This window comes from Colwellia sp. Bg11-28 (genome assembly GCF_002836245.1).
In the GTDB taxonomy this organism is placed as follows: domain Bacteria; phylum Pseudomonadota; class Gammaproteobacteria; order Enterobacterales; family Alteromonadaceae; genus Colwellia; species Colwellia psychrerythraea_A.
This window is the reverse complement of record NZ_PJBA01000006.1, coordinates 1771637-1785329: the sequence shown is the minus strand read 5'-3', so window position 1 is coordinate 1785329 and position 13693 is coordinate 1771637. Positions and strand designations below refer to the sequence as shown.

Below are 13693 nucleotides of genomic sequence, written 5' to 3'. Positions count from 1 at the left end.
ACAGTTAACTGTGATTTTTCGTTTAATGCTCTAGTTATATCTTTACTACATCGTTAATTCTTAGCAATTTTTTACGCTCTTTCATACTCTTTGAATATCTATTTTTAGTATTAGTTCATTTTACATATTATGTATAAATCACCAAAGCGATTAATTTATCTTCCTTTCAATTTTACAATTAGGATCAACCTTTTTAATGTCGCAAAACGGTTTTTCTTTTTCGATTGTGACTGCCCCAGAATCATTAGCAAAACGAACAGATGAGCAAGAGCACAATAATAAAAATAATATTATAACGATGAATTTAAGCACAAATCTATCCTTAAAAATGACACCTTATTGAGAGGCTAAATTTTTGTACACTATTAGAGTAAAAATAACCAATTGTATTTTTCAGTGCGATGAGCATGTTAGCTCTGCGCTGAAAAGGACTCATGATATGTAACAACGCCTGTCGGGTAAGAACCTTTAAGTAATACTGCTTGAAAATATTCGGGTGGAACATCAGGGAGCACTAAGCCCCCTATGGGCTCAAAACCAAATCGACGATAGTAATTGGGATCACCAAGTAGTACACAACCATTAGCGTTGAGATTATTCAATTCTCTCAGAGCTGCATGCATTAGCTTAGAGCCTATTCCCTTATTTTGGTCAGTTGGAACAACAGAAATTGGTCCCAAACCATACCAATCTTTTGAACCATCTGAGATAGTAACTGGCGACAAAGCAACATGGCCAACTATTTTAGATGAGTCTTCAGCAATAAGTGAAACTGATAACGCTCCGGAATCTCTCAATGCATCTACAATAAATTGCTCCGTGTGGTCTGTATGTGGTGCATCAAGGAATGCAGCAATAGTAATTGCATGAATACTTTGAATATCGCGAGTTTTTTCTAGTCGAATATTAATACACACTGAAACATCTCCAAGTAGGGTTAACCCTGATTTAAGGGGCTTATAATAGTTTGCTAAAATGTGAAACGAAGTAGAACACGGCCAATTGTTACTTACCCTTGTTTATTTAGTTGTCATGTCGTTGCTTAGTGAAATTCATCATTACTTTTTACCCAGCGATATATTGGATATGCAGCGAGTAAAGAAATAATAGTTAAAATAATAGATTTACCGAAATCAACTTGTTTCAGCTCCCCTATGAGATAGAAAAATGTAATTTCAAATAATGCAAAAAATATCCATACTGCCCAAAATGCTTTTTGTTTACTCATACCTAAGGATCCTTCCTGCTAAATAACGCTTTCATATTCGGAAAAACAATCAACTGTTATTTGTCCTAATTAATTTTATTGTTATGATTTTTTATAGCGGTTGAAAAAAAGACATCGCTTATTTCGACTATAGCATTAGAACCACGTAATGCTTTTTCAAGATCCAATGTAATGAACTCGCTAAATTTACTGTTAAATTCTATTGAATCTTTTTTAAAGTCAGCCTTTAAATAAGACATAAACTCTCTGCACTCAACACTATTTTTTTGTTGTATACGCGCACACGTTTTTCCATGTTTAGCCACTAATTCAAATCTATCAACGAGTGAATCAAATGTCATATCTCCAGTGTTCGCGTGTAAATCACTACAAAATAGTATTGATATTAATGATAAAATTACGGTTAGCTTTGAATTCATAATTTCCTTTATTGCATTAAATAACTGTCCACCAAAGTGGAACAAAATCTGAGTAAAAACAGTCAACTGTATTTTTCCGTTTGAAGTTATTGCTATCGCCCTACATGCTCTACTTTTTAGTAAATAGTTTATAGAATGAAAAATCTAAAACTGATGTAATTGCAGATACTAATAGCCAATGAAAAAAATAACCTACAGCATTTAAAGCATCAGGCTCACATTGTGTTTTTAGGATTTCACAGTAAGTGAAGTCAACTATAAAAGTAGAAAATGCGGATAAGCCAATAATAATTGATAGTGCAAAGGGCCACTTGACCTTAAATAACCGAATAAATCCAACAATGATAATTATAGGCAGACCTAACGATAAAAATAAATCCATTTATCTCTCCTTGAACCACGATATGCATGACAACTAACAGTTTATTATGAGATGAAAATACTTCTGTTCACAATATGGGGCGAACGGCGTGCGAAGTCCGTTATCAAATTTACTCTAAAATAGGTTATTTTATAATAAAAAATCCGCACTTCAAAGTACAAATTGAAGTGCGGATTATTAATTATTATGCAGAGCGTTTGACGCTCTTGTTCTCTAGGCTTTCTTAGTTTTTATATAGTCATTAACTAGGTCAGTTAAGACGTTAAGCGGTACTGGACCATTTTTTAATACTACGTCATGAAATTCACGAATATCAAATTTATCACCTAATTGAACTCGAGCATTTTCACGTAATTCAATGATTTTATTCATACCAATTTTGTAAGCTGTCGCTTGTGATGGCATAACTACATGGCGTTCGACCATTTTAACGGCATCAGATAGAGCATTAGGAGTTTTTGTAGCGTAGTACTCTATACCTTGTTCACGTGTCCATTGTTTAGTGTGAATACCCGTATCAACGACTAAGCGACATGCTCGCCATAATTCCATGGCTAAACGACCAAAGTCAGAATAAGGGTCTTGGTATAAACCTATTTCTTTTGGGATCATTTCTGAATAAAGTCCCCAGCCTTCTGTATGAGCTGTATAGCCACCAAATTTACGGAACATTGGAATGCCTGTTAATTCTTGTTTGATTGCTAATTGCATATGATGGCCCGGAATACCTTCATGATATGCTAACGCAGCCATTTGATAAGTCGGCATAGCTTCCATGTCGTAAAGATTGGCGTAATAAATCCCTGGACGGGATCCATCCGGAGCAGGGCGTTCATAAAACGCTTTACCAGCAGATTTTTCTCTAAACCCTTCAACGGCTTTAACTTTTAATGCTGCTTTGGGTTTGGTTAAAAACAAGCTATCTAAGCGGCTTTGCATATCGTCAATCAGAGCGACTGCTTCTGCTATATAACGCTGTTTTCCTTCGTCGTTAGCTGGATAGTAAAACTGCTGGTCGGTACGCATGAAATCGAAAAACTCGTTCAGGCTGCCATCAAAGCCAACTTGCTTCATAATCACACGCATTTCATTATGAATACGTGATACTTCACTTAAACCAATATTATGAATTTTCTCTGAAGTTAAGTCAGTTGTGGTAGTGCGCTTTAAAGCATTATTGTAAAAGGCTTCACCGTCAGTAAATTTCCAAGCACCGTCACGGGTGTCGGCTTTTTTCTCAAGCGTTGCTAAGTAAGTAATTAGTTGTTCGTAACCTGGTTTTAAGTTATCAATTAATGCTATTTTTACGTCAGTAATTAAGGTTGCTTTCTCGTCATCACTAATGTTTAGTTTATTAATCTTTCGAGTGAAGTCGGCAAATATTGTGCTGTTAGCTTCGTCATCAAACGGGGCGCCAACAAGAATGTTTTTTGAGTCTCTAATAACATGTGGGAAGACAAATTTTGGGGCAATAATACCTTTTGCTTCACGCAATTTAAGCTGTTCAACAAGCTGCTCTAGCAATTTTTGAGCACCACGAACACGAGCGATATAATCTTGTGCTTCTTTAACGTTACTGATTGAGTGCTGGTTAATTAAAAAAGCAGGTATTTGTGAATGGGTGCCATGCATTTGATTAACAGGGTAACTATGAAAGCGCCATTTATAATCTGCGATCTGGTTTTCTAGATTTTGAATGAATAAGTTTAGGCTTATTTTAGTTTGTATATCAAGCGTGGTAACGTCAATAGCTTGAACTCGTACAAGGTTTGCTTTAGCGATTGCTAACTCATTTGCTGCGTTTGATTCTGAAAGGTCGTTCCATTTATCGTAATCTGTTTTAATGCCTAAAGAGGTTTGTCTCACGGGGTCGCGGTTAACCCCTTCTTTAAAAATAGTGTCAAATAACGCATTGGCCTGTTCTGAGGCTGATGATGCTTTAACTGTGGTTACCTTAACAGGGGCAGCTGTTTGTTCGTTATTTTGAGGAGAAACTTTGTCTTCTGAACAAGCACTGAGTAAAGCTGTGGCAACAGCGACAACTAACAGGGATTTTTTAAATGTCATTCTATTCTTATCTCACTTATATGATATGCATTATCATTAGTGTGCCTTAATGCATGTGGCTAATTCAATGAAAGCTCGACAGAATGCTATAAAATTAAGACCAACAGGTGTTGCCAACCGAACAAAAGAAGTAAACTTAGCAGTAACATTATGTACATGGAAACCCCGTAAATGAAATTTACCGTTGGCTTTAGAAAAGTTAAGCATGAAGACATAGATTTTTTGTTGGAGTTACGTAGAAAAACGATGACCCAACATTTGTTAGCGGCAGGTATTCGTATGACGGATGAGCAACATTTGGTTCGAATAAAAGAGCACTTTTATGAAAGCCATATTATTTTAGCAGACCGTAAACCTATAGGGCTGGTGAAAATGGGCGTGTTATCGCTTAATAATACCGGTAAAAGTTTGCATATTAGACAGATACAAATTATGCCAAAGTATCAGGGCAAGGGCATTGGCAGTAAGGTACTAACGGTGGTGAAAAAGCGTGCGTTACAATTGTGCTTACCGATCACCTTAAATGTTTTATTGAAAAATCCAGCTCGGGGTTTGTACTTGCGTCATGGTTTTCAAGTTGAGAAGAAAACCCGTTTAGAATTTCTATTACGTTGCCCATTAGAAGTGATTGCCGCATAGCTTGTTGAGTCAAGCGAATAGCGACAGTCATTATCATCGAATTTAGTAAGTAAACTTACCTAGAACTGTACCTAGTAAATAAGTCCGCTACGTTTTACTTTATTCGGGTCAATACGTGATGGCGTAATAGATCCATCAACCAAAGGCGTTGTTGCTATTGCCAACATTTTAACCACTTGTAATATTGAGGGTAAATTCAAGCTATTAATATCATCTGTGACTTGATGATAATGTTGGTCTTTATCAAGCTGCGTACTACTAAAGCTATGGGCAGGGACTCCTAACCTAGCTAATGTTGCATTATCTGAACGATAGAATAAGTTTTGCTTAGGGTAAGGGTCAGCATAAACTTTCAGGTTTTGTGGTGCTAATGCTTGGTTTAGTTGTTCACCTAGGTTTGAGCGATCCATACCTGTCATCCAAACGGTGCCATCTCCAAATACAGCCGGTTTACCGACCATTTCAATGTTAATCATGGCTGTTATTGTCGTTGGTTCTAGGTTTGTAGAAAAGTGTTTTGAGCCAAAACCTCCGATCTCTTCGGCGCTAAACGCGGCAAACATTAAGGTTCTTTCGTTATTGCCCAATTTAGCAAAGTGATTCGCTAAATTGATAATGGCAGACACACCAGAAGCATCATCATCGGCACCATTAAAAATATCACTACTTTGTTGTGCATTACTGTTAGGTGCGCCATCAATACTAGGTTTAACGCCTAAGTGATCATAATGAGCTGAGTAAAGTACAATTTCGTTAGCTTTGCTTTTACCAGGTAAAATACCGACGACATTACTTAAAGCGCTAGTGCTAACCTTGGCATTGCCTTTGACGTTAAATTGTATCACTTTACTAATATCGGTTAACGCAATAACGATAACACCACCTTGCTCAGTGGCGCTTTCATCAACGAGTTTAGTTAACCCTTGAGCAAAGTAACTTTGATAGCGTTTAAAGCTCTCTTCATGTTTTGGGTGAAGTAATACCAGATGCTGACCACCTTGTTTATTTAACTCACTTAGTGATTTTCGCATGTTGTCGTCTTCACCAACCATTACAATATTTACGGGAAGATTATTTGTTACAACGTTACTGTTCCAATCAAAATCTGTTGCTGTTGTGGCCATCGATAATGATTCGCTATCAAAGGCTTGGCCATTAATTTCAACCGTAAGCGTATTTGGCGTGATTCGCTGCACCAAGTATTGCTGTTTAAAATTTAGATCGCTTGGTGCTGGCGTAAGACCTACTTCGTTAAAACGCTTAGCAATAAAATCGGCGGCTTGACGGATATTAGGCGTAAAGTTATTTCTACCTTGAAGATCATTACTAGCTAAGTAACTAACATCTTTGGTAATTTGCTCTAAAGTAATGGTGTCATCTACAGTGACAGTGACAGAGGCGCTTTCCTCCGTCTTTTCATCAAACCCTAAATGCATATTACTACAACCGGTTAATGATAAACTGGCTAGTGACAGCAGTGTTATAGAAGTAGCTAAGACTACTGGCTTTAAACGTTTGTTAGTCATATTTTTAGTTGTTGTTGTTAATGTCATAAAGGGCCGTCTCTTACTTGAGTTTTATTGTTTCAATCAATAGGGTTTCTTCACCTGAAGTTAACCACAATTGACCATCTTGAATGCTGCATTGAAATTCCATATTACGGCTGAGAAGCTTTACTAATGCTTCGCAGGTACTTGGCTCGAACTGCTCTATGGCTAAACGCTCAAATTTATTCAGGTTTTGCTCAGCTTGTGACCACCAGGTATTTACGCTGCTGCCATAACAGTATAATTTTACTGCTTTTGCTTGGTTACAGGCTTTTTTAAGGCGCTTTTCATCTAGCTGGCCAAGTTCAATCCACAGGTTAATTTCATCACTGTAATTTATTTGCCAAAGGGCAGCCTCGGTTTCATCACTAACGCCTTTACCAAACTGTAAATCTTCGTGGGCATTGAGGATGTAGGCAATTAGACGCACCATTAATCGTTGTGGTGTTTCTGAAGGGTGTTGAGCAAGGGTAAGTTGCAAGCTGTCGTAATAATTACGATCCATATCGGCGAGTTCGATATTAGCTTTGTATATAGTTGCTTTAAGGGCCATGTGTGCTTTGAGGTAATAAATAATGGCGGTATCATAACAGTATGGAGCTAACTTGCAAAAACTTGCCAAGATAAAGTAATCCGCTTGGGTTTACGATGAACGTAAAATAGGCAGTATTTATCAAGTGAATAACTAGGATAATGTTAATTAATTCTACTTATGGTGAGATTTAAAGCATGATAAAGTCACAGAAATAATTATATAGCCGTTATCAACCAAGATGCATGTTTCTAAGTGCTTGAGTAATTACAATTCAAGCCGTTGTGATGGTAATAGGTATACTTTTTAATCATTTATTCTTTAAGAGGCTCACATGACAATTCAATCTTTTTTTCCACCACAGCGCACTTTGATGGGACCGGGTCCATCAGATGTTAGCCCACGTGTTTTATCTGCCTTAGCAAGACCTACCATTGGGCATCTTGACCCTTGTTTTGTTGCCATGATGGATGAAGTAAAAGAATTACTTCAATATGCATTTCAAACGACAAACAAGTTTACTATGGCCGTATCGGCTCCTGGCTCTGCGGGTATGGAAGCTTGTTTTGTAAATTTAATTACCCCTGATGATACCGTAGTTGTTTGTGTTAATGGTGTATTTGGCATGCGTATGATTGAAAATGTTAATCGTATTGGTGCTAAATTAGTGGTTGTTGAAGGTGAATGGGGCAGAGCCGTTGACCCGCAAGCATTAGAGGCTTCACTGAAAGAAAACCCACAAGCAAATTTTGTTGCGTTTGTTCATGCTGAAACGTCTACAGGAGCATTATCTGATGCCAAAACATTGTGTGCTATCGCTAAAAATCATGATTGTTTAACTATTGTTGATGCCGTGACGTCTTTAGGTGGTGTTGAGTTACGTGTTGATGAGTGGCAAATTGATGCAGTGTATTCAGGCAGTCAAAAATGTTTATCTTGTGTCCCTGGTTTATCACCAGTAAGTTTTAGTGATAGAGCTGCAGAGGTGATTCAAAATCGTGGCATAGCGGTCCAAAGTTGGTTTCTTGATCAATCACTTGTTATGGGGTATTGGTCGGGAGAAGGAAAGCGCAGTTATCATCATACTGCTCCTGTTAATTCTTTATATGCATTACATGAATCGTTAGTAATGCTACAAAATGAAGGTCTAGAAAATAGCTGGGCTCGACATAAAACCATGCACGATAAATTAAGTACAGGGTTAGCTGAGTTAGGTTTAGACTTTATTGTGCCAGCAGATGAACGATTACCACAGTTAAATGCAGTCTATATTCCAGAGGGTATTGATGACGCTAAAGTAAGAAATTTTTTACTGAATGAATATAACCTAGAGATTGGCGCGGGTTTAGGTGCTTTTGCTGGTAAAGCATGGCGTATAGGTTTAATGGGCTATGCTGCACGCAATGAAAATGTCACCTTATGCTTAGCAGCGTTAAAAGAAGCTTTAAAGCAATAGTGATAATAGTAGCTTTAGTGATTAAGTTGAGTTGAAAGAGATGAGTTAAAATAAACAACGCTAATCAAAGCAGTAAAATGAGAAAGCCCTGTACTGATTTTATCGGTACAGGGCTTTTTTAGTTAATATTAGTCGTTCAATCATTATGTATTATTAATACATAAGTGTTGCATTGTTAACTAACTTTACCAGCTACCGCTATTTTCCATACTTAACCATGGTTCTTGTGGCTCTAGGGAACCATCTTTTTGTAATAACTCTATCGAGATTCCATCAGGTGAGTTAACAAAAGCCATGTGACCACAGCGAGGCGGTCTGTTAATTGTTATGCCGCCGTCTTGTAATGTTTGACACGTTTGATAAATGTTATCAACTTCAAAGGCTAAATGACCGAAGCTACGCCCTGCAGTATAATCTTCAGTAGAGCCCCAGTTGTAAGTCAACTCAACTTCCGGGCCGCCAATCTCGGTAGCTAAATAAACCAAGGTAAATTTACCTGCAGGTACTTCAATACGTTTTGTTTCAATTAAGCCAAGTTTATTGATGTAGAAATCAAGCGATTGGTCCAAATCACGTACACGTACCATGGTATGTAAAAACTTCATAAGGCTCTCTTTTTCTTTGTTTATGGTTAAGGGGGATAAAATAGGTTGCACTGCACTGCGATCAGGTTGGAGTTTATTCATACATTGTATTCGCTAGTTTATGTGTAAAACTAATAAATATTCAGTCATACAAACGCCACATTGAGCTTTTAACAGACCTTAAGCTTTTGAATTGGTTACGTCAACCTAGCGTGCTTATTAACGTTTATCTGTCTTTAACATTAAATAAGCGATTACTTTTTTGCGTAATCAGTACTCTTGTACAATAATTAACCTCTTATGAAAGGAATTAAGTCTTGGGTAGTATGTTTTCCTTGTTTTCTTTTTGAAATTTAATTTGAGGAAATAAAAATGAAAAGTATATTTTTAACAATTATTATTGTGATGATTAGCTTTAACGTTTATGCCGAAGACAAACCTTATACTCTGGGGACTGTCTGGGAGGTCTCCTATATAAAAGTGAATGACGGTAAACTTGAAGATTACTTAAAAAACCTTAACAGTGGTTATTACCCGATTTATGAAGAATTCAAGAAGAAGGGCTGGATAACATCATACAAAGCAATCAGCTTCAATCGTAACAACCCCGATGATTGGAACTTAATGTTATTGACGGAATACCCAAACTGGGCAACCTTTGATAGAAAAGAAGCAGAATGGGAAGCTGTCGTTGATGAAGTTTTTAAAAATAAGGAAGCCCAAGAAGAAAGTGATGAAGATAGAGAGAATATTAGAGTTTTATGGGGCTCAAAAGTGGGAAGAGAAATGGTACCTGTAATCTAAATGGTCTATATAAAATAGACGGAGTTAATCTTATTCCAAGAGACTTGTCGCGCCAATCTTATAACATGAATTGGCGCTTTTTTATTGAATTTTAGTTGCTAGGTCTTAACGCAGTTAATAGGTAAAATTAATCACCGATTTTATCTTTAAACTCCCTTTATAACTACCAAAAAACAATTAATCCAATGAGTGTTTGAGTTAAGGTCGTTGATTTTATTTAGTTTTAGTTGGCTGCCTTATCGTAAGTCCATTACAAAAAAAAAGAATTTTGTAAGTGTAGTGAGTTTAAGTAAATATATAAAGCCTATTTAACTCGAAATCCTTTACAAAAACAACCTGCCAGAAATTCCCTTAGCTCAATTCGTAAAGTTTTGGGTACACCTTTTTGAGTCGAATTTATATCTATAAAATATTGAACTTCACTAGTCTGATCCAAACCTTTTAAAATACAAACTGGTAGCTCAATGTCTTGCTCAGCAAGTTTTGCCCCATATAATCGATGCTGATTTATCCCCCTTGAATTCCGCACATTACGTCTAATCTTTTGCTTGTTAATTGTATTTGTAGACTGTGCACTTTTATTCTGCACAGATTACTCGTTTCTGTATTAAACCGATAATTATTCAACTTCGAAAACATAACCAAGCTTTATTAACAAACTATTAAGGTTTTTAACTCAAGTTTTTTCATTAAAATATAAAAACCGAAAATGCTTTTTATTCAAAATGTTTTAATTAATTCGTGGACTACATAAGTTGCAATTACGTTACTCATGTAGGGAACTCACTAGTCTAATTGGGAGCATTAAATGATGATAAGCAAAAAAAAACACAAAGGTGTCATTCTAAATAATCTGAAAAGGTTATTTTTACTTGCTGTATTTTTTAATACGGCTCTAGTATTTGCTGATACAGCACCTACCGTATCTGGCTTTTCAGCAAGCAGTGACGAAGCCGGTAAGGTAACGGTGCAATTCAGCTCTAACCATAGTTCAGGAAAAGTTAAGAACACTAGGCTCCACTGGGCGAACAATGCAAGCTATACCAATTCAAAATTAGTGGATGTTGGGTCTTATTCTTCTACTCAAAATGATGGTAGTGAACGTGTAACTTTTGATGCGAGTTCATTTCACGGAGAACGTATTTTTCTTAAGCTTGAAATAAAAAGCCCGAGTGGGAGCCAACTTACCCCGCCACCGAACACTAGCTTATTGATCCCTGAACTTGTTATAGATACAGCACCTACCGTATCTGGCTTTTCAGCAAGCAGTGACGAAGCCGGTAAGGTAACGGTGCAATTCAGCTCTAACCATAGTTCAGGAAAAGTTAAGAACACTAGGCTCCACTGGGCGAACAATGCAAGCTATACCAATTCAAAATTAGTGGATGTTGGGTCTTATTCTTCTACTCAAAATGATGGTAGTGAACGTGTAACTTTTGATGCGAGTTCATTTCACGGAGAACGTATTTTTCTTAAGCTTGAAATAAAAAGCCCGAGTGGGAGCCAACTTACCCCGCCACCGAACACTAGCTTATTGATCCCTGAACTTGTTATAGATACAGCACCTACCGTATCTGGCTTTTCAGCAAGCAGTGACGAAGCCGGTAAGGTAACGGTGCAATTCAGCTCTAACCATAGTTCAGGAAAAGTTAAGAACACTAGGCTCCACTGGGCGAACAATGCAAGCTATACCAATTCAAAATTAGTGGATGTTGGGTCTTATTCTTCTACTCAAAATGATGGTAGTGAACGTGTAACTTTTGATGCGAGTTCATTTCACGGAGAACGTATTTTTCTTAAGCTTGAAATAAAAAGCCCGAGTGGGAGCCAACTTACCCCGCCACCGAACACTAGCTTATTGATCCCTGAACTTGTTATAGATACAGCACCTACCGTATCTGGCTTTTCAGCAAGCAGTGACGAAGCCGGTAAGGTAACGGTGCAATTCAGCTCTAACCATAGTTCAGGAAAAGTTAAGAACACTAGGCTCCACTGGGCGAACAATGCAAGCTATACCAATTCAAAATTAGTGGATGTTGGGTCTTATTCTTCTACTCAAAATGATGGTAGTGAACGTGTAACTTTTGATGCGAGTTCATTTCACGGAGAACGTATTTTTCTTAAGCTTGAAATAAAAAGCCCGAGTGGGAGCCAACTTACCCCGGCACCGAGTACTAGTATAATTATTCCAGAGCTCGTTGTTGATACCGCGCCCTCATTTAAGTTCCATGAATTTCAAGCAGGGCTAACTGAATGTATTACTTACACAAAATTAAGGTATTGCATTAAAGCTGGAGTTACTCTTGATGTGATTATAAATGTTGTTAATCAAGATGCCATTAGTAGTGTGCGACTTTTAAAAAATAAGAGTGATAGTAATGAAGTTATATCATTAAGACCTGAAGATATTAATGATGGCATAGCCAAATTTTCATTTTCGTATAACAAAGAGCAGTACTTAAGCGCTGACATTAATGCGAAAAACATCACAATAGTTATTCAGTTGTTTAATAAGTTAAACAATCTTAGTGATGAAAAAGAACTCACTATTCGTTTATATGATTATGAATGGTTTTTAAACGAAGAAGCTAAATTAAACCAACTGATTTTAGCTAGAGATAATTACTCTAATGAGTTGTCACTGCTAACAGAAGATTATTTGAATAACTGTTCAGACAAGATTTATGCTTCAGATTTCTCTGGTGAGCTTATCCCGAACGATAAGCGAAGAATAACCTTGGGTGAAAATATTTATCAAGATTTTGGACAAGAAAATATTAATACTTATAATTCTTCTGTAAATGGGAACCCGTATTCCATCAAAGTTGAATATGATTATCGAAAAAAAGCGTCTAATTACCCTGCATTAGTTGACGTAGAATTCGATATCACAGGATCACCTAATTATTTTGGAACGAGAAATAAGTTATCACTTGAAGTTAATAACTTTAAAGACAAAGAGCTAGCTAAAAAACTATTACTACAACAAGTCTATACTGCTGTTGTTGACTCCGCTTGCTCGAATGAAGTGCTATTAGAAAGTGAGGCTTTATTTCAGTATGAAACAGACTTATCAGAACTAGTTAGTAATATTTCTGGGCTTTCAAACCGAGAAATTAATACGCGTCGTTTACTCTTTGGAGATGAGCTTATTGATATTGCACTTGATATTGCTAGTGGAACAGATAAACAAGTAGCTCTAGAGAATGTGTTTGATGCTTTCGCAACATTTGATATAGAAAAAATGCTCATGTTAATGCTATCAGAGCATCCTTTCGATAAACTTATTTTTGATTTTATTGATGAAGGAACCTATGTAGATAGTGATGATTTAGATACTCTTATGGCGTTATATCATATAAGTCGCTTTCAGATGGATCGTTCATATATCATCCCTAATGATCGAAATTATATTCTTATTGCAGAATCACATTATTTCAGTCAAGGCTTGGAAGATGCCGCGTATTTTTTATTTTCTATATTGACTGAATCGTTGGGTGGCATACCTCAAACACATGGCTCTATGTTTGCCGTATTAAAGCCAGGTTTCACTAAAATATCAAAAATTGGTAAGGAAGAGCTTGTTATCACCACTAAGCAAGCCACCAAAATGCTAATAACTAAAAGAGGGGCGCTTCGTTTTTCTTCAAAACGTGGAATAAAAGAGCACAAAAGGTGGGAAAATAATGCTCTTTACGACAATAAGTATGGGGGGACGCATAAACATGAGTTTTCTGTCAAAATTCCCGAACATCTGATCCCAACTAAGGGGAGGCCAAAATCGTACCGGTTTGATGCAATCCAATTTGATGAATCAAAAAATAAAATTGTGATCCGCGAGTTAAAACCAAACAATTACAAGGCTGTTGCCCGTGGTCAGAAGCAATTAGAGAGCTATAAGGAAGTCATCGAGTATATGAAAAAAAATGGAGGTATTCCCAACTCGGGGGCAAACGACTGGATAAGCGACGCCAAAGTAATCATCGAAGGTGTTGATACGTACTCATACTAGTTATTTAATTTTTTCCTAAAAAG

General features: G+C 36.9%; 12 protein-coding genes. 4 read left to right on the top strand and 8 right to left on the bottom strand.

Annotated elements, in window-relative coordinates; genetic code table 11:
* Positions 1-410: 410 nt before the first annotated feature.
* The 5 genes from CXF79_RS14990 to CXF79_RS14970 all read right to left on the bottom strand — a co-directional run bounded on the left by CXF79_RS14990 (position 411) and on the right by CXF79_RS14970 (position 4096).
* Positions 411-917 carry a GNAT family N-acetyltransferase gene (locus CXF79_RS14990; protein ID WP_101155892.1) on the bottom strand — a complete coding sequence of 169 codons (507 nt, stop codon included), beginning with the start codon at positions 915-917 and terminating at the stop codon, positions 411-413.
* A 125-nt stretch (positions 918-1042) separates the two neighbouring features.
* Positions 1043-1228 carry a hypothetical protein gene (locus tag CXF79_RS14985; RefSeq protein ID WP_041736885.1) on the bottom strand — a complete coding sequence of 62 codons (186 nt, stop codon included), beginning with the start codon at positions 1226-1228 and terminating at the stop codon, positions 1043-1045.
* Between the two features lie 65 nt (positions 1229-1293).
* Complete coding sequence (locus CXF79_RS14980; RefSeq protein ID WP_157825887.1) at positions 1294-1713, bottom strand: hypothetical protein; 420 nt, start codon at positions 1711-1713, stop codon at positions 1294-1296.
* 43 nt (positions 1714-1756) lie between these two features.
* Positions 1757-2029, bottom strand: coding sequence for a hypothetical protein (locus tag CXF79_RS14975; protein WP_101155888.1), 273 nt, complete (start codon positions 2027-2029; stop codon positions 1757-1759).
* A 213-nt stretch (positions 2030-2242) separates the two neighbouring features.
* Entirely contained in the window at positions 2243-4096 is a 1854-nt protein-coding gene (locus CXF79_RS14970) for a DUF885 domain-containing protein (protein ID WP_101155886.1), read from the bottom strand.
* A gap of 171 nt (positions 4097-4267) precedes the next feature.
* On the opposite strand from CXF79_RS14970, the gene CXF79_RS14965 reads away from it, so the two are divergent.
* A complete protein-coding gene (locus CXF79_RS14965; protein ID WP_011043006.1) occupies positions 4268-4735 on the top strand; it encodes a GNAT family N-acetyltransferase in 468 nt (155 codons plus the stop codon).
* A 71-nt stretch (positions 4736-4806) separates the two neighbouring features.
* Here the strand turns inward: CXF79_RS14965 and CXF79_RS14960 are convergent, their stop codons facing one another.
* The gene (locus tag CXF79_RS14960) at positions 4807-6288 is read right to left on the bottom strand and encodes a M28 family peptidase (RefSeq protein ID WP_101155884.1); all 1482 of its coding nucleotides are present in this window, start codon (positions 6286-6288) and stop codon (positions 4807-4809) included.
* Between the two features lie 13 nt (positions 6289-6301).
* Positions 6302-6835 carry a YaeQ family protein gene (locus CXF79_RS14955; RefSeq protein ID WP_011043008.1) on the bottom strand — a complete coding sequence of 178 codons (534 nt, stop codon included), beginning with the start codon at positions 6833-6835 and terminating at the stop codon, positions 6302-6304.
* A gap of 313 nt (positions 6836-7148) precedes the next feature.
* Here CXF79_RS14955 and CXF79_RS14950 point away from each other — a divergent pair, with 313 nt between their 5' ends.
* Positions 7149-8270 (top strand): pyridoxal-phosphate-dependent aminotransferase family protein, encoded by a 1122-nt coding sequence (locus tag CXF79_RS14950; protein WP_011043009.1) that lies wholly within the window; start codon positions 7149-7151, stop codon positions 8268-8270.
* 185 nt (positions 8271-8455) lie between these two features.
* On the opposite strand, the gene CXF79_RS14945 is transcribed toward CXF79_RS14950, so the two are convergent.
* Positions 8456-8875 carry a VOC family protein gene (locus CXF79_RS14945; protein ID WP_011043010.1) on the bottom strand — a complete coding sequence of 140 codons (420 nt, stop codon included), beginning with the start codon at positions 8873-8875 and terminating at the stop codon, positions 8456-8458.
* Positions 8876-9226: 351 nt separating this feature from the next.
* Here CXF79_RS14945 and CXF79_RS14940 point away from each other — a divergent pair, with 351 nt between their 5' ends.
* Entirely contained in the window at positions 9227-9658 is a 432-nt protein-coding gene (locus CXF79_RS14940) for a hypothetical protein (RefSeq protein WP_101155882.1), read from the top strand.
* 808 nt (positions 9659-10466) lie between these two features.
* A complete protein-coding gene (locus tag CXF79_RS14930) occupies positions 10467-13670 on the top strand; it encodes a hypothetical protein (protein ID WP_101155876.1) in 3204 nt (1067 codons plus the stop codon).
* Positions 13671-13693 lie beyond the last annotated feature (23 nt).